This window comes from Paenibacillus plantarum, from assembly GCF_013141695.1.
Lineage (GTDB): Bacteria > Bacillota > Bacilli > Paenibacillales > NBRC-103111 > Paenibacillus_E > Paenibacillus_E plantarum.
Genome location: NZ_WHNY01000039.1, coordinates 30303 through 52342, shown reverse-complemented (window position 1 = coordinate 52342; position 22040 = coordinate 30303). Strand labels below are relative to the sequence as shown.

Annotated in this window: 14 protein-coding genes; 2 read left to right on the top strand and 12 right to left on the bottom strand. The window is 44.7% G+C overall.

Annotation, left to right across the window (positions count from 1 at the left end; translation table 11 throughout):
* Positions 1-296: 296 nt before the first annotated feature.
* Positions 297-1238 (bottom strand): DMT family transporter, encoded by a 942-nt coding sequence (locus GC096_RS12175; RefSeq protein WP_171630494.1) that lies wholly within the window; start codon positions 1236-1238, stop codon positions 297-299.
* Positions 1239-1394: 156 nt separating this feature from the next.
* On the opposite strand from GC096_RS12175, the gene GC096_RS12170 reads away from it, so the two are divergent.
* Positions 1395-2753, top strand: a complete 1359-nt coding sequence (locus GC096_RS12170; RefSeq protein WP_171630493.1) for an aminotransferase-like domain-containing protein — start codon at positions 1395-1397, stop codon at positions 2751-2753.
* Positions 2754-2825: 72 nt separating this feature from the next.
* Here the strand turns inward: GC096_RS12170 and GC096_RS12165 are convergent, their stop codons facing one another.
* From GC096_RS12165 to GC096_RS12135, 7 genes are all read right to left on the bottom strand, one after another.
* Positions 2826-4877: a CBM96 family carbohydrate-binding protein gene (locus GC096_RS12165; protein WP_171630492.1), complete on the bottom strand. Its 2052-nt coding sequence runs from the start codon at positions 4875-4877 to the stop codon at positions 2826-2828.
* Between the two features lie 67 nt (positions 4878-4944).
* On the bottom strand, positions 4945-5616 hold the full coding sequence (locus tag GC096_RS12160) for a hypothetical protein (protein WP_171630491.1): 672 nt from the start codon (positions 5614-5616) through the stop codon (positions 4945-4947).
* Between the two features lie 39 nt (positions 5617-5655).
* On the bottom strand, positions 5656-7539 hold the full coding sequence (locus GC096_RS12155; RefSeq protein ID WP_171630490.1) for a heparinase II/III domain-containing protein: 1884 nt from the start codon (positions 7537-7539) through the stop codon (positions 5656-5658).
* A 94-nt stretch (positions 7540-7633) separates the two neighbouring features.
* On the bottom strand, positions 7634-9274 hold the full coding sequence (locus tag GC096_RS12150) for a type 2 periplasmic-binding domain-containing protein (protein WP_171630489.1): 1641 nt from the start codon (positions 9272-9274) through the stop codon (positions 7634-7636).
* A 58-nt stretch (positions 9275-9332) separates the two neighbouring features.
* Positions 9333-10223 carry a carbohydrate ABC transporter permease gene (locus GC096_RS12145; protein WP_171630488.1) on the bottom strand — a complete coding sequence of 297 codons (891 nt, stop codon included), beginning with the start codon at positions 10221-10223 and terminating at the stop codon, positions 9333-9335.
* Between the two features lie 11 nt (positions 10224-10234).
* Entirely contained in the window at positions 10235-11203 is a 969-nt protein-coding gene (locus GC096_RS12140) for an ABC transporter permease (RefSeq protein WP_171630487.1), read from the bottom strand.
* 249 nt (positions 11204-11452) lie between these two features.
* Positions 11453-13738: a helix-turn-helix domain-containing protein gene (locus GC096_RS12135; protein ID WP_171630486.1), complete on the bottom strand. Its 2286-nt coding sequence runs from the start codon at positions 13736-13738 to the stop codon at positions 11453-11455.
* Between the two features lie 421 nt (positions 13739-14159).
* Here GC096_RS12135 and GC096_RS12130 point away from each other — a divergent pair, with 421 nt between their 5' ends.
* Complete coding sequence (locus tag GC096_RS12130) at positions 14160-15665, top strand: FAD-dependent oxidoreductase (RefSeq protein ID WP_171630485.1); 1506 nt, start codon at positions 14160-14162, stop codon at positions 15663-15665.
* Positions 15666-15673: 8 nt separating this feature from the next.
* On the opposite strand, the gene GC096_RS12125 is transcribed toward GC096_RS12130, so the two are convergent.
* The 4 genes from GC096_RS12125 to GC096_RS12110 form a co-directional block, all read right to left on the bottom strand.
* Positions 15674-16504: an AraC family transcriptional regulator gene (locus GC096_RS12125; protein WP_171630484.1), complete on the bottom strand. Its 831-nt coding sequence runs from the start codon at positions 16502-16504 to the stop codon at positions 15674-15676.
* Positions 16505-16636: 132 nt separating this feature from the next.
* Complete coding sequence (locus tag GC096_RS12120) at positions 16637-19291, bottom strand: 3-keto-alpha-glucoside-1,2-lyase-like domain-containing protein (protein WP_171630483.1); 2655 nt, start codon at positions 19289-19291, stop codon at positions 16637-16639.
* Positions 19292-19527: 236 nt separating this feature from the next.
* Positions 19528-21084 carry an extracellular solute-binding protein gene (locus GC096_RS12115; protein WP_246302723.1) on the bottom strand — a complete coding sequence of 519 codons (1557 nt, stop codon included), beginning with the start codon at positions 21082-21084 and terminating at the stop codon, positions 19528-19530.
* 76 nt (positions 21085-21160) lie between these two features.
* Positions 21161-22036 carry a carbohydrate ABC transporter permease gene (locus GC096_RS12110; RefSeq protein WP_171630482.1) on the bottom strand — a complete coding sequence of 292 codons (876 nt, stop codon included), beginning with the start codon at positions 22034-22036 and terminating at the stop codon, positions 21161-21163.
* Positions 22037-22040: the final 4 nt, after the last annotated feature.

Sequence of the window (22040 nt, the reverse complement as noted above, 5' to 3'; positions counted from 1 at the left end):
TGAACGATTACTCGTTCGTGCTTACTCACTCGTTGTTCAGTTTTCAAAGATCAATTTCTTTCGTTCACTGCCGTGTTACCGAAGCAGCGAGAAGTAATATACCATGTTCATTTTTTATTTGCAAGCTTTTTTTGAAATTCTTTTTTTCATTCTTTTTCGTTACCAGCCTGTCTGTCTTGCGGCCGAAGTGATAATATAGCATGGATGTTAAACACATGGCAATGTTTTATTTTTCCAATTACAAAATGATTTATTCGCATCAGCGGCCGCCAGTTATAGCTCCAGATATTTTGCAATTAAACAGATCTCTTCAACTTAGAAACTTCCTTGATACGTCCACTGTAGTATTGGGTACCGAGCACGCCAGCAATGATTAATAATGAGCCAATAACATGATAGCGGGTTACTTCCTCTCCTAGGAATAATGCGCCCGCGGCAATTGTAACCAATGTGGAAAGATTCGTGAAGACGCTCATTTGGGAAGCTTCGATTTTGGACAAGACATACGTTGACGCCAGAGCCGTTACCAGTGAAGACACCAAGCCTAAGAATAGAATAGACACGAGAAAGAGTGGGTGAGACAAAGGCGTTAGCAAACTCTCGAATGATCCTAACTTCCTATGCGTAAATAACGAGGATATCAGAAACACTACAAATCCAGTGCTCAGCATCAGGTAACTAATTTCGGATGGACTAAATTGTTTGGATAAGGAGCGTGCCATTACGCTGTATCCCGCAAATGAAACACTAGTGAGAATTAGCAAGGAGATACCTGTTATATTAGAGATGTCTAAGTCAGCTCCCTTCATTAGAAAGATAAATACAACACCGAATACTGAACAAAATATCGCGAGCTTCTGAGCACGATTGGTGGATTCTTTCAAAAAGATCGATGCACACAACATGGTGACGATAGGTGTAAATGCGTAGAGGATGCCCGCTTCAGCGGCCGTTGCGTGCTTTAGGCCATATGCTTGTAAGGTAAAGAAGCCCAATGGATACATAGATGAGAGTATAAGTGCTTTGCCAATAGGCTTGCCGCGAAAACCCAATTTTACGATTCCCAAAGCAACTGGCAGCGATAATCCAAGAAACGATATGGCGAATCGGTACATCAGAGTATCGAGGGGGGGCGCGTAGTCTAGCGCTATTTTGGCAAATAGAAAAGAGATACCGATGATGATGGCGTTGATTACAGCTAGTAAATAAGCAAGTTTTCGTTCTTTGTGAGATGTCATCTCTCCAACTCCTTACAATATTGAATACAAATAGTCTTACAACTGACTGAAACATTCTCTACTAACAGCATAAATCCGCAAGCCATGCACAACAATCCTTTTACACAACAACTGTACCGGTACAATTAAAAGTTGAAGATCGGAGATCCAACGCTCATGTATAAATATTTGCTAATTGTGAATGACATCGAACAGCAACTCGAACAGGGACAAATCAAAGCTGGACAGAAACTTCCTTCTATTAGAGATCTCTCCCTTCGGTATGCTTGCAACAAGAGCACTGTGATTCGTGCTTTTACTCTTCTGGAAAGTCGCCATCTCATTTATCCGATTCCACAAAGCGGCTATTACGCGGTTCAACAACGAGGAGCAAGTCTGCAGTTACCTGAGAATACAGTCTTTGACTTCTCCTCTGCTGCACCAGATCCCGAGCTGTTTCCTTACTTGGATTTTAAACATTGTGTGGATAAAGCCTTTGATATGTACAAAAATGAACTATTTATTTATGGGACATCGCAAGGCCTGCCCTCCTTATTACGTCTGCTATGTAAGCATTTGGCTAACTATAAGGTATTTACGAAGCCCGATCACGTTCATATCACTTCTGGTGTGCAACAGGCTCTCGCTATCTTGGCGTTGATGCCCTTTCCAAACAAAAAGCACGGCATTCTGTTGGAGCAGCCTAGCTATCATTTGTTTATCCAATTAGTCGAAAGCTACCAGCTGCCCGTACACGGAATTCGTCGGTCACCTCATGGTGATCTCGACTTGAATCACTTAGAACATCTCTTCCGTACGGAGGACATAAAGTTCTTCTATACGATGCCGCGTTTTCATAACCCACTTGGATGCTCCTACTCTGAGCCTACGAAGAAAGCCATTGCCAAGCTGGCCAAACGATACGATGTGTATATTGTTGAAGATGATTATCTGGCCGATCTGGAACTAGATTCAAAATCAGATCCGATCTACGCCTATGATTCTTCTCACGTCATTTATTTAAAAAGCTACGCTAAAATCCTGTTCCCCGGGTTACGGGTTGGAGTTGCCGTTCTCCCATCAGCTCTAGATGACGTATTCGGTACTTTTAAAAAGATAGCCGACATTGACAGCCCCATGCTTTCACAAGCTGCCTTGGAAATTTACATTCAGAGCGGCATGTTTGAACGACGTAAACATGCCATCCGGGATGCCTATTCGAGACGATTACAACAGTTGCACGAATCTCTGCATGCCTATATGGAGGATAGCTATTCCGTGGCTTCCCCACGCCAATCCGGTGTTCATACGCATATCATGCTCCCTCCTCACTTGCCGATTCCGGTTTTGTTGGACAGATTGCGAAAGAAGCAGGTACTCATTCAAAACCTTACACCCAATTATTTACCGAATTTTGAACCACTGCCACTCATGAATCTAAGCATCACACGCGTATCAGAAGAGCGTATCGACAGGGGTGTACGCATTATTGCGGATGAGATCAAGCATATAGTGAAACAGGGAAGACGTGTCTAAAAATAAAAGCTGAGCACCGGACACCGCGTCACTTCCTGTTGACACGGTTCCAAACACTCAGCGCTTATGTGATTATGGTGTTATCGTTAATTTAGGTCGATCCGTGCTGGTGATGCTCTCACTTGATGCAAAGGAGACATTCCCATTTGAATTTACTGCTGATGTGCTGTAAACGCGGATGGAGAGCTTTTTGCCAGTAGACATCGCCGCTTGTACCTGAGAAGTTACATTAATGGAAATGGACGTACCAGCAACGATCGTATACGTACCTAACACAGTGCTGGAAGCAGGCTTCGTATCCCAAGTAATGGCGCCTTCTGTCCATGTGTTGTCGCTAACGAGTGCAACCTCGTTCTGGATGCCGCTCATTGCAGCTGTGATTGGCTTCAATGTGATCGTTGCGTTAGAGACTGTACCGCTATAACTATTAAAATCAAATTTAAAATAACCATCCCGTTTGTAGCTGATTAAGTCGTTCTTCGTATCAACCGTAACAGCCGTTGTTCCTGCTTGGTTCGTCGTAGCGTAAGTGCCATCTCTTACATTCGCGTCATCCACGGCAATCCACGTATTCGGAGCCGTTAGAACAATACCAGCACCATTATAGGCGCCGCGATTCGGAGAAGTCGAAGCTGAGACGGAGTTGCCCCAGTAATCTTTGCCTCCATTGCTGCTGATTAGGACCCCAGAGGTCAAGGCAGGCGAACCTGTTCCCAGCTTATAGCCATCCACCGTACTCATCCCAATACCACCGCTGCCTGCCCCTGCGAGAAGAGGATCCGTTGTAAGTTTATGAGCATCGCTTGGTTCACTGGCCGGGTGATTACCGTAGAAGAGATTATAATCATATACATCATTTGCTTTTACCGCGTATCCGCCGCTGCCACCATTGTAAACAATGTTGTTTTTAAAAGAGAGTGGATTACTTCCGCCAATCCCTGTTGTGATGCTTGTGCTCAAGCCAGAACCAATATAGAACGTATTATTATAAATTTGGCTATTTAACGGGGTGTAGCTGCTATCGAATTGGAAAATACGTGTGCGGTCATTCTGACTGATATTATATCGGACAATCATATTGTCATTCCGGATCGATCCACTCCCCATGATTAATAGGAATCCACCCTCATTATCATGGCTATAATTGTACTGCACTGTACAACCGGTCAAATTAAAATCACAGTCAAAGCCCTGGCCATCGTTGGTTGTTTTCGTATTGTAGGCTTCGTTATATTGCATGACAGGATTCGTACTATTAATAGCCCATATAGCCACATTATAATGGGTGTCCCGTGCGTGGGCTTTATTCACGACATTATATTGAATTAAACCATTGATGGAAGCCCGCATGACGATCCCATCTCCGCCGATATCATTCAGCGTATTGTTACTAATGACGAGATTCGTATACGGTTCGAAATTGCCACTGCCATCATTATTCCCCCATGAGCTGCCATTGCTAATCCCTGTACGATCCGTGCGCTCAACGGTATTACCGTCGATGAGAACGTCATTCCATTTCGTTCGAACAGTCGTACCTGATACCGTAATAAAGATGCCTCCAGTTACCTTCAAAGCATCCGTGTTCGTCCCCGTGACATCATGAATGTACATATTTCGAATGTAAAAATGATTGTAAGTCCCTACATCCTGTGCCTCAACTTTGACCCCGTAACGGTCACCTGCTGAAGCGGATGTATTCGTAACCTCCAAGTTATTCAATTCCCAATATTGCTGATTGTAAAAATACACCGTGCCTCCGGTTAGTCCATTCCCATTAATAATTGGCTTATTGCCTATACCGTATTTATCAACGATGATGGGAGACCCCGAAGCCCCAGAACCTAGCGGGTGCAATTGTCCGGTCCAGACAGAGCCAGATTTGAAAAGGATTTTATCCCCAGGCAAAAAGGTCATGCTGTTGACTTTGGCTAACGTTTGCCAGGCTGCGCCAGTGCTCAAACCATTGCTGCTATCACTGCCGCTGGCCGAATCGACATAGTAGGTCGAATTGTTCGCATATGTTGTGGTCGTTAAGGCAGGCATTGATAATATGACCGTCAATAGGAGTATAAAAACTAGGCCGACCGATAGGCACAATCGAAATGCCTTTGATATTCTCATTAATCATTCTCCTCTATTTTGAAATAAAAGCGCTTACATGAACTAGACCAACAAGAAATACGCTTACTTACTTTACCTTCATTTCTTGGAATACGTGGTCCACAAGCCTTACTTGTGCGGCATCCATCAATTGCTTTACTTTCTCTCCGTAACTTGCGTCCAGCGCGCGTTGCTTTTGATCCTCACTTAAGACGCTGCTGGCGGTATCACCTCCCTTCGATGCTGTCACTTCTTGAAATACAGCTTTTACTTTCAAAACCAAATTGGAAAATACATAGCTGTAATAGCCGCGTTCGTCATACTGCTTAGGACCGTAGACGACTTGATTATTCTTGATTGCCTTTTCCCTACGCTGATTTTCCGTTAACCAATTCTTGAGAAAGGCCGTATAGCTAAGGTCATTCATAAGGCCGTATTCTTGGGCTAAAAACTGTTGAACTTTGACCTCTTTCAATCGGTCTAGTGCCAGTTGCTTAGCTTTCTCGATCGGCACCTCCCCCTGAAAGCTTGTAGTCCAGAAGGAGGCTGAGTCATCCGCATTATAGGTTTGCTTAAAGTAGCCAGCTGTCTGAGCCTTCACATCATTTAAAAAAAGTTGAAACTCTCGCTCATCTATCGCGGAATCATTGATATAAGCCACTGTTGCGGGTAAGGGACCCACTAATGAATGAGTTTGCCACTCGGAGCAGCCTGTCGTCACGAAAATTGCTAGAAATAAGATGATCACGCTTAGCTTCATAATTCCCCTCCTTCATGAACACTTGGCGATGAGTGGATCCTACTGCTCCGACATCCGAAACATCCAACTGCCTTGTTGTACCGCATGACGAAGTTTAAATTGAATGCGATACAGGCTGTCACCCCACACCTTCGTCAAGCTTTCGTCTGTTATCGTGATGTGTTCAAACACGGACTCCCATTGCTCATGTTCATAAAAAAGTATGAGCTGATTGTTCCCATGATCTTGCAAACGTATCTGACCCTGTTCATGATGCTTGGGGCGTTGACTCGACATGATATGGAGAAGCACTTGATCGGTAGGCTCGGCAAACAAACACGATTCCCGCAGCTCAATGGCTGGGTTCAGCCCTCTATGCAGCGTTAGACTGCGATGCCAACTCTGCACGCCCGCTTCAGCCGGATAAGCCCTGGCTAGCTCTACCTCGAAACGGACAGCGTCTTCGCTGTAAGCATAGGCGACGTCCTCCGCGCGGAAGGAGCGGCCATCCTTTTGCTCAAAACCATGGATGACCGGCACACTGTGATAGCCAGACTGCATCGTCCAGATCTCATATCGCTGTGGACTAAATGTCTTCTGGGTATAGGTCTCCACCCCAATGTCTATCAAGAACGGTTTTCCATGTACATAAACAACAAAATGACCGATGTCATTATGGTTATGGCTTTCGTCATTGTGACCGCCTTTGATTGCAACAAACAGGCCTTGCGATGAGCCTTCCGATTCTCTTGCAGCCATCACTTCCAGATTCGGCAGCCATACATCTTGGACTCGTGGTGGTGCCAGCGCCGCTTCCTTATGAATGCTTGCGAAGCAATGCAAGCTGATCATTTCTTGAAAAAAGGAGATCCCTTTCCCTCTACGATCATGTACTTGATAGCTGCGGAAGCCAATCTGCCCCAATGCGCGGAGCTGATCATCCTGAATACGCGAGCCATACAAGTGGATCATGCTGTAATCTTGTGAAGCGATCGCGGAGCCATCTGCAAAGTTTACATAGTAATGACCGTTAATGTTCATGCTGTAGACGAATTGCCCAAGCTTTCTAATTAAGGGTTGATCGTAGACCTGCAGCATACCATCCGATGCTCGGTACAATAGCTCAAGATTAACCAAAAGCATCCCAGCCGCTCTAGCCCAGTAGGTTGAACCTTCATCGCAGCCGCCATCCTCGAATTGCACCTCTAAGTACCTATCCAAGCTTCGCAGCACCTTGTCGAAAAGTATTAATTTCCGTTCCGGCTCCAACTCTTGGAGCAGCAAGACAGTCAACATATTCGCATTGCACCAAGGATTCCAGTTGTTAACTTCTCGCTCACCAAAACCCATCCACCAGAAATCATTCCGATCGGTGTAGGGCGTAATAATGCGGCGTTCTAGTTCAACACGGATGCGCCCTCTAATGAAGGGAGAGATCTCATCAAGCGGCGATTTCAGTAAATGCGACGTCCAGGCAAGTAACGCAGCGGTTTCACCGGCCGATAGGTCGAATAAAGGTTCTTCTACATCTGAGAATATCTCCCCCGGTTGAAGGGATAAGTAATGATGAGCCGGCGCGCACCACGTCGTCTGCTCACAGAGGAGCCAAATGACGTTCGTGATCTCCCGAAGGAAGCGGCCCTTGGCTTCGATGCATTCTGCGATTAGAAGTGTGCAAAGCGCATTTCGTCTTTCTGTTTCAACGGAATCGTACGGCTTACGGCTCCCCTCTTCGAAATAGGCCATAAATGCGGTCGCACGCAAAGATGGCCATTCATATCCAAGATAGGACTCTGCTTGCGTCAGCCAAGCTTGCTGTAAGTCCGTGGGCAAGTTGGCCCAAGCCTCGCGATCATCGCGTGCTGGGAAGATGCGTCCCGCCACGTTTTTGCCTAAAATATGAGTTTCCACATCGGATACGTTGATGAAATCTGTCAACTTCATGTCGCTAAGTTCCTCCTTATCGGGGTTAAAGAAAAGACTGCCTCATTTGCAGTTTGGCTACGAATGTGACAGTCTTCCATTCAATGGTTACTTCTTATTTAACGACTTCAGTATACTGCTTCTCAATCTCGTCGGCGCCGGCTGCTCTAGCCTTTTTCACATACTCATCAAAAGAATCAACGGGTTGCTCGCCTAGAATAATCTTGATGTAATTTTCCGTTGTTAGCTTCTGCAAATCCGCTGTGTATTTGCCGGAAGCCTCTACACTTGGCAGGTAGGATGGCGGTGTACCTGTTCCTTTAACTTTATCCGCAACGGCAAATTTGGCTTTGAACAACTGCTTCACCACATCCGGATTGTTCGTAACCATCCCAAAGGTACCCACAGCGCGTTGTGCAGTTTCACTTGGATTTTTGAGTTTAGAAGCGACAGAGCCGTCTGAGTTAATGACATAATCTATGTCTTTGACACCATAGTTAGCCAACATGTAATAGTCCTTATCCGTGACCAGTGCATCCAGCATTTTTAAAATTGTGTCCAACTTTCTAGGATCCTTCGCAGCATTCTTCGTGATCACAAGTGATTCATTGTTATATCCCCAAATGTTCGCACCATATGCTTTGCCATCAGGTCCTTTGATGGCTTTGCCGAATGCCCATGTTTCCTCATATTTGGCATCTGGCTTCACTTTCAAGAATTCTTGATAAACTGGTCCACCTTTATCTCCTTCTGTAAGAGGGGGTGTCCAGTGATAGTACATCACGTTACCCGTCACACCGACACGGTTATTAATGAAGGCATGCGAAGTCGCCCAATAGCCGCCTTTATTTTCACCAGTTACGAACTCAGGATCGATGACGCCGTCTTTGTACCATTTGGCCAGTAGCTTGAGTCCTTCTTTCATTTCAGGTTGAATCGCATCCATCGTCACTTTTTTATCCTTCACGGTATACCAAAGGGCTGAGTAAGGCGTTGTGCCTTTAATGACATCCGTGGGGATCGGTCCGAAGGCACCAAGCACCGTTTGCATCGCCGTACTGGAGAGGCCGTACGTGTCTTTTTTGCCATTTTTATCTGGATCATTATTCGTAAACTTGTAAATAGCATCCTCAAACTCAGCTAAAGTTTCAGGCACTTTCGTGATGCCGACATTCTTGAGCCAATCTGTGCGCCAAACGAGACTGGTCGGATAGGTGCCATCTAAATTGAAAGCAGACAATCCATAGTTTTTACCTTTATACGTACTGGAACGGAAGGCGGATCCTGCGGTGTCATTGTCCATGATTAATTTGTAGTAGTTAGGTGCCTTCTGCTTAATCGTATCTACTGGAATTTCCGCCGCTACCCCGCTGTCAACGAGCTTGGATAACTCAAAGCCCTTCAGCCTCAAAATATCCGGTATTTCTCCCGATGCCATGCGGACGTTGAACACTTCACTGTATTTCTGCGAATCCGCTGTCCAGACATTGATTTTGGCATTAAAACGTTTGGACACTTCCTGCAAAACTTCGGATTTCGGATCTGGGGCTACATCGTTGATGTTATAGCCTGCCCATTCGATCGTTACCGGTGCCTCATTCTTTGCTAATGCGGTTGCCGTTGCTGTTGTCCCCGTTGCTGCTGGTGCTGCTGTACTTGTCGTGCTTTCCGTACCGCTGCTACATGCAGCCAAACTCCCTACTAACAATGCTGCGCTCACCAAGCTGCCTACATGACGAAATACGTTTCTTTTCATTTTTTAGACCCTCCTAGACATGTATGTTAGTGAACCATCCCCTGTGAGGGGGCTGGGGTTAACCTTTCAATGAGCCGATCATGACGCCTTTGACGAAGTATTTTTGCATGAACGGATAGACAACTAGCAAGGGAATCAAGGATACCATCAGGGCAGCCATCTTCATCGTGTCGGTGTTGGCATAAATCGTATTCACAGTCTCGACCGCTTGCGGTTCGGAACCTTCGAACATAATTTTGCGAAGAACAAGCTGCAAGACGGCTTTCTTCGAATCCTTGAGATAAATCATCGCGTTGAACCATTCATTCCAATGGTAAACCAATGTCCACAGTCCTACTGTTGCCAGTATCGGTACTGAAATCGGCAGGATGATGCGCATCAAAATGACAAACTCATTCGCGCCATCAATGCGAGCTGATTCTTGAATTTCCTCGGGTAGGGACATGAAATAATTGCGAATGATCAGCATCGTAAACGTATTGATGGCGACAGGCAGCACAAGCGCCCATACACTGTTATAGAGACCGACGCCTTTGACAATCAGGTAGGTCGGGATTAAACCGCCACTGAAAAACATCGTGAATACCATGAAAATTGTCCAAAACTTGCGGTGTACCAAATTTTTCTTTGATAAGGGATATGCCGCTAAGATCATCAGTGTCATCGAGACGATAATGCCTAGAATGACTCGGACAATGGTGTTCTGATACCCGGTCCAGATCTGCTGATAAGCTAGAATTTTGCGATAACCGTCCCAATTGAATTTGAGTGGAATCAAATGTATGCCGTAGCTGCTCACGACTTCTGGCGGGCTCATGGATACCGTGACAACTTGCATGAATGGGATGATGGTCAGCAAGGTTAACAGGATGAGCGTCACATAGACGATCGTGTCTACGAAGACATCTTCCAGGGTTCGTTTCTTCTTACGTTTTGTTGCTATGTCCATGTGCGGATCACCTACCATAAGGAATAGTCATTGGTTTTCTTAGCTACATAATTCGTGAGGAGAATTAAGAAGAAGGCAATGATATTTTTGAACAAACCGACCGTCGTTGCGAAGCTATAATCGCCTTTCACAAGTCCAATCTGATACGTATATGTCGATATGACATCACCAACCGAAAGAACCGAAGCGTTTAGTAAGTTATAAATTTGATCAAAATCATCATTGATAATGCCGCCTACCGCGAAAATAAACATGATGGTTACGACTGGCATGATGGATGGCAGCGTGATGTTCCATATTTTCCGAAGTCGCCCCGCTCCGTCCATATCTGCTGCGTCATACAACTCTGGATCCACACTTGTAATCGCCGCTAGGTAGATAATCGTTGACCAACCGACTTCCTTCCATATAGAGGAGAGTACCAGGATCGATCGAAAGTACGTCTCACTCGTCACGAAAAGGATCGGTTTATAGCCAAATTCCATGATGATGGCATTGATCAAACCTCGCGTTGGTGATAGAAATTCAATCACAATCCCGCCGAGAATTACCCAGGAAATGAAATGCGGTAAGTAGGTGATCGTCTGAACCATTTTTTTGAAAAAGACGAGGCGAACCTCATTCAGAATGAGACAGAGGATGATCGGCGCCGGGAAGCCAAAAATCAATTTATACGTGGAGATGATCAGGGTGTTCTTCAGAACGGGTAAAAAGTAAAGTCCTGTGAACAGCTCCTTAAAATGATCAAACCCTACCCATTCGCTGCCGGCAACGCCCTTTAGTGGATAGTAATTCTGAAAGGCAATCACAATCCCATATAAGGGGGCATAGTGGAAAATGAGATAATACGCTATGACGGGCATTAACATGAAGAAATAATATTTCTGTTTCCAATACAGCTTGCTGGCACGCTCTTTCGTTTGGTGCGGTTGCACATGCTCCTTGACTTCTCGTGCTGCGATGATTGCGCTACTTTCCATTCCTTGCCTCCTGTTCCGAAAACTTGTGTGCGATTTGATGCCCTTATCGTACGGCTTATCTGGTGAGATCGACAACGCCCAATAACTTTACGGAAGTGCTGTTTTTTTTACGTTTTGTTGAGAATCGTGGGAAAATGCTCCATTTAGGCGGTTGCATGACAGTTATTTTTACCTGTGTTGTTTTTTTGCTCTGGGGGTGAGTGAGAAAAAGCTGCCATGCATATGTGCATCGCAGCTCTCGTAGGGAGATTAGCTATCGAGGCTATCTCGATAGCTCTTAGGGGTGCATCCGAAGTTCTCTTTGAACACATTCGCAAAATAACGAGGACTCGTATAGCCGAGCTTCGCTGCAATCTCTTTAATCGATAAGTCTGTCTCTCGGAGGAGACTTTCGGCGTGTTTCATTTTGATCCCAGCCAAATGCTCGGAGAAATTCGATCCCATGACCGATTTGTAAATCCGACTCACATAGCTGGAGTTCATATGAATGCCCTCACTCAGGGAAGACAGGGATATTTCGTTGTAGATGTTTTGTTCAATATAAGCAAGAATCTGGCGTTCCAGCGCGGTACCTGGGTCATCGTCAGTCACATCGGTGGTGTGGTATTCCATGATTTGCACCGCGACCCCTGTGAGCCAATCGGTTAAATCGGCAACATTATCCATTTTCCGGCCATAATCCCTTATGTCATAACCAAGGAATCGCTCTAGATCGATATCCATGGAAATCGCGGTTGTACGAATGATCGAGATCGCATCAAACACAGTGTTCCGGCAATAATCAATGTGGTACCTGCCTGACACGAGCGCTTTGCGTAATATATCTAAAATCGAGGATACCATCTCCTGATTCCGATTACGCAAGGCAACAGAAAGCTGTTCGATAATCTGTAATCCGCTTCCATGCTCTTTACGTTGCGCGATAGCAAGATCTTCATATGAAATACAGGATTCCGTTGGCATAATGAAGGCGTAGTTTAAGCACTCGCAAGCTTCGGTGTAAGATTGTGCGATGTTGGCGTAAGAGTGGTCATATTCGCTTCCGAAGCCAAGCACGAATTTCCCTTTCATCTGCTGGCTGATGCTGCTATGAATCTTCCCTTTATCCAATGTGTGCGAATAATTGAAGATCACAATGATATGTCCTACGTTGTCCATGGTCGAACATAGCCAATAGTTACCGAGTTCTTCCACATGTTGCAGCATACTGTACTGAATCATCATCTCATTCTTCAGGCCAATGCCTTCTGCGCCAAAAACCTTGAGAGCCATACAAGCCGTTTTCTCCCGATCAAAATGAAGTTCCAGCGTAGCCTCCATATTAGCTACTTGCGGATCCGTCTGATCAAGATCACCTTGTAGCAAGCGCATAATGAACTTATCGCGAATGATTGGCTTATTCGTCTCCATTTGATGATTCAAATCGGTGATGGTATGGGATACCCGATCGATCACCTGATGGAGCATCGTATACTCGTTCTTCGCTTGCTTCTCATGACCATCGGAGCTTCCCAGATTGCGAATGGTTTGAATAATGCTGCGCAGCGGTTTATTGGCCCAATGGGTCATATAAATGGAAAAGAGCAAGCTTACCGTGAGCAGAATGATTGTAGTGATCAGCAAATAGCGCTTGAGCTGCTGCGATTTTTGATACAGCGTATCGATCGAGATGACAGAAACGTATTTCCAGTTGTTATATTTGGACTTAGAGAAGGAAACCACACTTTGAACTCCGTCAACCGATGCTTCGAAGGTTCCTGTGTCTGATTGCTGCAGCAACGTAGCCATGTAATCTTTTTGATTCCAATTCTGACCGACGAGTTGGTTATCACTGTGGACGAGTACTTTTCCTGTCTCATCTACAACAAATAAAACTTCGCCATCTGTCGGAGAAGATTGAATGAGATTATGAATCGCACTTTCTTTGATGTTGATGGCGACGACAGCTTGCCGATTCGCAAGGCTATCGATCAGCGGAATATTCGATATGTAGGTGATGACCGACGTATTCGATGGCGCGGTTACCCGTGGTGGCAGCCACCGATTCGGGGTATTCATGGTGCGCAGGACATTAATCCATGCCTCATCCACACTTTTGACAGAGCCTGCGGAATCCAAGTACGAATTATATTTATCATTAATGTAGATATTCCCCGCCGTATACCACACTTCAACGGATTGCAAGAAGTTCAGCTTGTAAGGGATATCCGTCAAAAAGTTACTAACCTCGGCGATCTTGTATCCGTTGCCGCTAATATCGTGCGTGAGCGGATAAGCAAGTACTTCATTGCTTGGAATATCCGAGAAGTATATATTCACCAAACGGATGACGCGATCTAGGATCGTTTCGTCTACGGCATATTTCAGCTTATTGACATCTTGCGTACTCTGTCTATTGATTTCTTGATTATAGGCAGTAGAGAAATAATGGATATAAATGAGCTGTGGGACTAATGAAAGAATGATCACGAGCAAGATGTTGAACAAGAGGATTCGTGAGTAGATGGTGCTCATTCTAGCTCGGATATTGAACATGTAAGATAGAACAGCTCCTTGCAATGTGGGATGAATGAAGACAGATTGGGAGATTGATAAAGCGTTTTCATAAAATATTAGTTCTACTATATCACAAATATAGCGGATTGGGAGTTAATGGCGCGTTTGAGCATGAGGTTGAGGAAGGGCAACGAAATAAGACCCTTTTGAAGTCTTATTGAGGCGATCGAACATCGGAATCTGTGTTAGTCCGAAATTCCCGAATTAAAACGAGGATATCTCTCACAAAAGCACAAATAGTCAGAATCTGCCGAACAATTTACCCATTTTATTTAAGAGCAGCATTTTATTAAAACAGTAAGATTCATCAAGTATAAGAGGAAGATCCATCATTCTCGTCAAACTAGTACGCGGATTATAATAGTGTTTGTAAGCTATATAGTGATGGAGGCGGAGTACAGTGAACCAGGAGAAACAGTATGATATTGTAATTTATGGAGGGACGGCTGCGGGCATTGTTGCGGCTGTTCAAGCAAAAAGAATGGGCAAAAGTGCGGTCGTAATCGAGCCAAGTCAGCGGATTGGTGGCTTGACCACAGGAGGCCTGGGAGATACGGACTTCGGGATGAAGGAAGCTATCGGGGGCTTGTCCTTGGAGGTTTACAAACGGGTAGCCCAGAAATATTCGCAAGATGGAGCTTGTTGGCTTTTTGAACCTAAAGTAGCGCTCGAAGTTTTGCAAGATTTGGTGGCGGAACATAACATCGAAGTCATATACGGGGAAAGGCTACAGCTAAAAGACGGGGTCACAAAGAAAGGTTCACAAATTATCTCCATTTGCATGGAATCCGGTAATCTTTATCAAGGTAAAGTGTTTATTGATGCTACTTATGAAGGGGATTTGATGGGTAAATCCAGCGTATCCTATTTTGTCGGCAGGGAGTCCAATTCACAATACGGGGAGACATTAAACGGCATTCATCCCGGGGATGAACTTAATGAACTTCCTGGCGGGATCGATCCATATGTAATTAAAGGGGTGCCCTCGAGTGGCTTGCTTTTGCGTGTCAATCCTCACCCCGGCGGAAATATTGGCGATGGGGACACCAAGCTTCAAGCCTATAATTTTCGTATGTGTTTGACGAACAATCCGGATAACCGCTTGGAGATCGAACAGCCTGAGGGATATAACGAAGCCGATTATGAGATTTTGTTTCGGGCCATCGAGCAAGGGCAAAGTTCGAAATTTTTTAAATTGAATTTGGTAACTTCGGATAAGACAGATTCCAATAACAACAGTGGTATTTCTACGGATTATAACGGAATGAACCATAGTTATGCAGAGGCGAATTATCTTGAGCGGGAAGCTATGTGGCATGCTCATCGCCTCTATCAGCAAGGCTATGTGTGGACCATTCAAAATCATCCGCGAGTGCCGGAGGAAATTCGGGCGGTCTACAAGCCGTGGGGCTTGCCGCTCGATGAATTTGTCGAGACTGGTCACTGGACTCCACAATTGTACGTCAGAGAATCCCGCAGAATGATTAGTGACTATGTAGTGACCGAGCATGTAGTCCGATTGGAAAACCAAGTAGAGGATTCCGTTGGAATGGGATCCTTTGCCATGGACTCGCACCACACCCAATATTATGTAAACGAAGACGGGCATGTAAGCACAGAGGGCGGTTTTTATGTAAAATTAAAAGCGCCTTATCCGATAAGCTATCGGGCAATTGTGCCGAAACGAGTAGAATGCACGAATCTAATCGTACCCGTATGTGTTTCTGCTACCCATGCAGCCTACGGTTCTATCCGAATGGAGCCTGTATTTATGATCCTGGGACAATCGGCTGCTGCCGCAGCCGCACTAGCGCTGGATGCGGACGGCATCGTTCAAAATGTACAGTATGAGCAACTTCATGCCATACTCGTTCAAGAAAATCAGGTCTTATACGCAAACGCCTAATGCCTGCATCACTCATGATTGAACTGGAAACCGAATGTGCGCCGGTATTCTCCCGGTGGATGACCAAATCGTTCGCGGAACACTCGGCAGAAATGAGGATAGCTCTGGAAGCCGCTCTTTTCGGAAACCTGCTCCAGCGCAAGATTGCTATACAGCACTTGCTGCTGTGCGAGCTTTAGCCTAACGTCAATACAGTAGGCGAACAGTGATTGGTCAAAAGCGGCTTTGAACAAATACGAGCAGCGAGATACGCTCAAACCGACAGAGGCTGATATTTGTTCCAAGCTGAGAGGTTCATGAGCATGATTCTCTATGAATTGCTTGATCTTGTACGCAGTATCGGTTCCTTTGGTGCGCTGCTTGATTTGAATCACTTGCTCTAGTGTCAAACAAAGTGTTCTAAGAAGATAGTCCATAATCTCGTCATGGTTCTGCATCACTTTCTTCTTCTCGCTGATAATATGCTTCCATAAGGTAATGACCGTATCGTCAAAGCCGATGTTCGTTTTGGTTGGTAAGCCTTTGTTTTTCCACCACTCGTCAAGCCATTCCCCGTTGCCGGCCAAGAAGTAGTCTCCGACGGGTTGAACTGCACCCGATTCCTGAACGCTTCGGGGCTGTACGTTTAGTTCGTATGGCTGATCGGGAGGATAAATGAGCAGGTCGCCGGGGATGATGGTCTCGTACTTCCCATCCACCAGTGCACGACAGGTTCCTTCTGCCTGAAGCCGAATCAGATAGAAGGTCAGCCCGTCTTTATAATTCACGAAGTGGGGCTTCATGTGCGTGAAATAATTAGCATAAATGACGCAGGATCGTTGTTGATATGACTTCGTCATAAGTAAAGTTCCTCCTGGAAATAGCGATTCTCCTCCGAATTATATAGTTACCTACAAGGCAGTACAAGGAGCCGTCCCTCGTAGCCGTTTCATGGCTTTGAGGGACAGCTCCTTTTAGATTGCCGACCTACACTAGTTAGAAGAAAGAACCAGTGCGTCTTCAAAAGAAACATTCACCGTGGTGGTTCTGAATCCAATTTTCCCTGTTGTTAATTCCGTTATAGGATTGGTCCATTCCGTCTTTAATACGCCATCCACATAACCTTTTATAGTGTTGCCTTGAATGGAAGCCTTAATCGTATACCACTGGTTCGCCTGAGCTGCGAAAGAAGTGCTAGATACCAAGGTCAGTTGTCCATTCACGGCTTTGTATAGCTCGAGCTTTTGATTCGATTCATTGACTCGATACATATAGTAATTATCTGCATTCTGTACCCTGAAGACAATGCCTGCATTGGCATTAGTGATGGGCATTTTCACTTTCCCCTCAAACGTATAGTCCGTCCATGAATCGCCGGCAGTTATAAGTGCAGTGGCTGAATTATTCTGGGTCAAAACTTTCGTACCGTCTGTTGTCACACTCCAAGAACCGCCAGCAGTCGTCCATCCTGTCATATTTCCATCTTCAAAATCATCGTTTAATCGGACGATAGGGTAAACCATGGCATCGTCAAAATGGACGCCCATCGAGGTGGTGCGGAATCCGATCCCACCTGTGGTCAATTCCGTTACAGGATTGGTCCATCCCATTTTTAATTCTCCATCCACAAAGCAGGAAATCTTATTCCCCTCTATAACCGCCTTAACGGTATACGACTGTTTCTCAATGGCTGCGAAAGGGGTGCTTGTTACAAGCGTCATTTGTCCATTGACGGATTTATACAATTCCAACTTCTGATTGGATGAATTGATTCGATACATATAATAATTATTGGCGTCCTGAACCCTGAAGACAATGCCTGCATTGGCATTGGTAATGCCCATTTCCACTTTGGCTTCATAGGCGTAATCCGTCCATGAGCCGCCGGGATTGGCGACAATAAGGGATGTTGTTGTCTGACTGCCGCTGGACAGCATTTTATTCGTGTCGACTGTCGGTACGGTCCAGTTACCTGAAACGGATGTCCATCCCGTCGTATCTCCGTCTTCGAAATTATCGCTAAATAACGGCTTGGTATTGGCAAAGATGACGCCACTTACATTTTCATTAAATACGCTAACTTTCAAGTCGGTCAGGTTTGTTGCAAGCTTGCCTTTAACATAAACATCTGAGAACATGACACCGTTAACCATTCCGCCTTTGGTGACATTCCCGGAAAGTCTGGATTGCTCAGATCCCACCTCGCGAAGATTAATGTTCTTTACTACAACATTGTTTACATTGCCGGAAGTACTAGTAGAAACAGTAAGCCAATGATTCCCGAATTGATTGATACCGACTCGTTCGATATCGATATTTTCAAACGTAATATTTTGAGCGTAACCTTCCTCCGGAAGCGTATTAAGTGTGTAACCATGATCAATCAGCAATGCCCTTGCGCTTTGATACACATACGAATTTCGGACGGTCACTCCGATCTGCGCCTGGGCTACCCCTTGGCCAATTTTGAAAGCTGCGCATCTTGTCCATGCAAAAGCGTCATCAAAGACTACATTTTCCAAATGTTCAAGCGCTCCAGGCCATCCGCTAGACATTCCCGTCTGCAACCAAGTTTTCGTAGAATAAGTGTCATCATCTGATATGGCAATCGAATGTTTAACAAGCACATTCTGACTCTCGTTGATATCAATAATATCATTCTCGATTTTGTATAAATCTTGGAATCCCTTGAGATTTTTTATGGTAACATTGTCAGAACGAACGACCATGAACGTCCAGAATCCGGCATCCCGCAATATTAAACCATCAAAATTAAAATTAGTAGTTGCGAGCGGGACTAGCAAATTATTCAAGAATCCTTCATTTTTATTCGGTGCTGGCATTTTTCGCTCTCGCATCGCTATGCCTTTTCCATCAATGGTTCCCCTTCCTCGTATGGTAATATTGCTGGAGTCTACGGCAGTACGAATAAAATACGTACCATCCGCATTTCGTGAATCCTTCCGAAAATCAATCGCGTAGTCTTCACCCCTGCCTGTGCCGACAATGACAGCGCCTCCGGCTAGGTAAAAGGTTACATTGCTTTTTAATGTTAGGTTGCCGCTTTTATAGACACCGGCAGGAACAAATACAGTGCCGCCGCCAGCTTGATAGGCGGCATCGATAGCCTGCTGAATCGCATTCGATGCCATCGATGTCCCTGTATTATCCGCGTTGTATGGCGATTGGGTCACATTATAAATCCCTGCGCCTGTGGACGGGGGAATATTCGTCTCCAAGGGATCTGCTGCAATGACAATCTTCTTCGTCTGGTCATTGATATTTACGATCACATATGTTGAGGAAGAAAGCGAAAACGTCAACTTGTTCCCATTGACCGTCCCCTCGATGTTTTTGGCCATTGGACTGATGGAATAAGATGTAATCGGTACATTAGCAGTAACTTCGATACTGACCGTGCCGGAAAAAGAAAATTCAGCATAGTCATAGTCATCCTTATAGCTGATTACAGGAACCGATTGGTTATCCGCTTTCAATGAATATATGCTGGATGCGGTATAGATGGATGGCATCGGGTAATTCTGAATCGTGGCCGGAGCTGCTTCAGATGTCCGAGGTAAAAATCCAATGATTATGATGGCAAGCACTACCAACAAACTGACAGATTTTCTTGTAATTGCAAACATTATAATACCTCCTTAAAATTATTCACTGCCCACCGATAAAAAGGGAGCGAAGCTCCGTTCGTCATACAAGCTCCTTGCATTCCGAAAGTTGAAAGCGTTAACATTTTCACGAAAACAAACAGATTTATTTTGGGGCATCCCCCCCTTTCTCTTTGCATGAAAACACAGATAAGAGGAGAACCTACGCCAGTCGTTGCAAGCAAGTTCTCCTCTTATTGTCATTTCATGATGATTATTTATTTTTTCACAGTTGCATACCAGTCATTGACTTCTTTGTAACTAGCATCTCCGCCAGATGATTTGAATTTGGCAATGAAAGCATCAAGCCCTGTTAACGATTCAGCACCAAAAATCAACTTAGTTGTGTAATCATTAGATTGCGTATTTAAATTCAGGAAGTTTTTGGAGAAGTCTGGCATATATGGCGCGTAACCTAGAAGATCGGTTACTCTGGTGGAATCAGGCGCTAATCCATTCAGTAAATTCCAGCCATCGTACAGACGCATATCCTTACGTACACGTGCTTGCCAGTAAATAGGGTAGTTCGTATCGTCTGTTCCCGTTAAGAAGTTATTCGCTTGATTGCGCTCATCGGTAAAGATCGGTTGGATCGGTGTATAGGCACCATCTTTGAGCGTGTAATGTTTATTCTCTTCGCCAATCGCCATCGTTCTGAACGTTTCTTTCTCTAGCTTCGCATTCATCCATTTGATGGCATCTTCCGGATGCTTGGATGCTTTTGGGATGAAGGAAATACGGTCAAAGCCTTTCGAAGCAGATAGGCCTGCTTTACCATCTTTACCTTTCATGGCAGGGATAAACGTTGCTTTTGCAGTTGGGATATTCTTCGTTAAAGCATCAGCAATCGTAGGGACATCGGACCAGTTCATCATCAGGATGCCGGCTTTACCGCTTGTAAATTTCTCTTTCGTCGTTGCTGCCTTATTAGCCGCGAATTCTTTATCAATTAAGCCTTGTTTAAATAAATCAGCAAGAAACGTTGCATAATCCTTGAAGGCAGGGTCCAACACACGAGGTGTTAATTTACCATTCACATCATTCCAGAAATTCGGCATACCGAAAGCACCAACAATATTGGCAATAAAGGATGAATCACCACCGACGGTTAAAGGAATATTCGCATCGCCATTCCCACCTGGATCTTTTTCTTTAAACGCTTTCAAAACTGTAACAAGTTCATCAAGAGTTGTCGGCATTTTCAGTCCGACTTTATCCAGCCAATCCTGCCGAATGTATAAATCTGTATTAACAGTCCGGGTACTTTTCGTTGGAATGGCATATAGTTTCCCATCTACCTTGGCAGCCTCTAAAGCTTCAGGATCAATGACAGCTTTAATATTCGGCCCGTATTTATCAATTAGTGGTCCAAGATCGACTAATGCCCCTTTTTTCGCATAATCAGAATAAAGCGCTTTAAAATCTGTGGTTCCTGCTGTAGTCACCACATCGTATGGCTCTCCTGAAGCAATCAAGATATTCAGTTTATCTTGGGGTTTATCCTGTGGAAGCATATCATACTGGACTTTATAACCCGTAGCTTTTTCCAAATACGTAGCAACAGGGTACGTGTTATAATCATCCTTTTGCCAAATTTGCAGAGCCTTTAGTTCCGGTTTAACTGCCGCTGCCGTTGGTACTGCTGACGATGATGCTGATGTTGGTGAAGTGGTGCTACTTGAGCTAGTCCCGCCTGAGGAACAAGCAACAAGCGATGAAGCAGACAAGCAAGCTGTAAGCGAAACGAGCATCAGCTTTCTGTTTTTTGTCAACATACAAAAACCTCCCTAGTTCATTGTGTAATCATATCATTAAGCCGGCGATGAATCATCTTAGGCATTAACGCACATTTTAGCCTTTCACTGAACCAATCAGAACACCTTTGACGAAATGCTTTTGGAGAAACGGATAAACGAGCAGCATTGGAATAATAGAAGCAATAACCGTCGCCGATCGTATGCCTTCAGGCGAAATCTTCATCATATCGTCTACACTGCTATTCAGGGCAGTCGAGCTGTCAGCATCCATGACAATATCCCTTAAATATAATTGCAATGGTTTCAAACTCGCTTTCGAAATATACAGCATAGGATGAAAGTAGTCATTCCAGAAATACACCGCATAGAATAGCGCGATTGTAGCAATTACCGGCGTACTGAGCGGAAGAATGATACGGAAAAGAATTGTGAAATTGCGAGCGCCATCCATTTTGGCTGACTCCTCTAACGCTTCAGGTAAAGATTCATAATAGCTCTTAATCACCAATAGATTAAACACGCTAATCAGTGCAGGCAGCATGATGGACCACAAACTATTGATGAGATGGAGTTCTTTCATTAATAAGTAATTCGGAATGATGCCGCCATTAAACAACATCGTAAAAATAAACAAGATCAGAACAAATGGAATTCCTGGCAGATGCTTCTTAGATAATGGATAAGCTGTCAAAGCCGTCAACATAATGGCAAGCACTGTCCCCACAACCATGACAATAAGGGATATCGAGATCGAATGTAAAAACTGACTTGAAGATACAACATATTTCATCGTTTCTAGTTGAAAGCCTACAGGCAGAATGCCGACCTTACCAGAGATGACTGCTGATTCATCACTTAATGCTTTGGATAGTACATTAAGCATTGGCACTAGCGTAAGCGCACTAGACAATAACAGGGCAGTATACACGCAGATATCTAGGGACCAATCGCCGATTGTTTTCTTTTTCATAGCT

Coding starts and splice junctions, on each gene's coding strand:
- GC096_RS12175 (WP_171630494.1), bottom strand. CDS start 1,238: ATGACATCTCACAAAGAACGAAAACTTGCTTATTTACTAGCTGTAATC.
- GC096_RS12170 (WP_171630493.1), top strand. CDS start 1,395: ATGTATAAATATTTGCTAATTGTGAATGACATCGAACAGCAACTCGAA.
- GC096_RS12165 (WP_171630492.1), bottom strand. CDS start 4,877: ATGAGAATATCAAAGGCATTTCGATTGTGCCTATCGGTCGGCCTAGTT.
- GC096_RS12160 (WP_171630491.1), bottom strand. CDS start 5,616: ATGAAGCTAAGCGTGATCATCTTATTTCTAGCAATTTTCGTGACGACA.
- GC096_RS12155 (WP_171630490.1), bottom strand. CDS start 7,539: ATGAAGTTGACAGATTTCATCAACGTATCCGATGTGGAAACTCATATT.
- GC096_RS12150 (WP_171630489.1), bottom strand. CDS start 9,274: ATGAAAAGAAACGTATTTCGTCATGTAGGCAGCTTGGTGAGCGCAGCA.
- GC096_RS12145 (WP_171630488.1), bottom strand. CDS start 10,223: ATGGACATAGCAACAAAACGTAAGAAGAAACGAACCCTGGAAGATGTC.
- GC096_RS12140 (WP_171630487.1), bottom strand. CDS start 11,203: ATGGAAAGTAGCGCAATCATCGCAGCACGAGAAGTCAAGGAGCATGTG.
- GC096_RS12135 (WP_171630486.1), bottom strand. CDS start 13,738: ATGTTCAATATCCGAGCTAGAATGAGCACCATCTACTCACGAATCCTC.
- GC096_RS12125 (WP_171630484.1), bottom strand. CDS start 16,504: ATGACGAAGTCATATCAACAACGATCCTGCGTCATTTATGCTAATTAT.
- GC096_RS12120 (WP_171630483.1), bottom strand. CDS start 19,291: ATGTTTGCAATTACAAGAAAATCTGTCAGTTTGTTGGTAGTGCTTGCC.
- GC096_RS12115 (WP_246302723.1), bottom strand. CDS start 21,084: ATGTTGACAAAAAACAGAAAGCTGATGCTCGTTTCGCTTACAGCTTGC.
- GC096_RS12110 (WP_171630482.1), bottom strand. CDS start 22,036: ATGAAAAAGAAAACAATCGGCGATTGGTCCCTAGATATCTGCGTGTAT.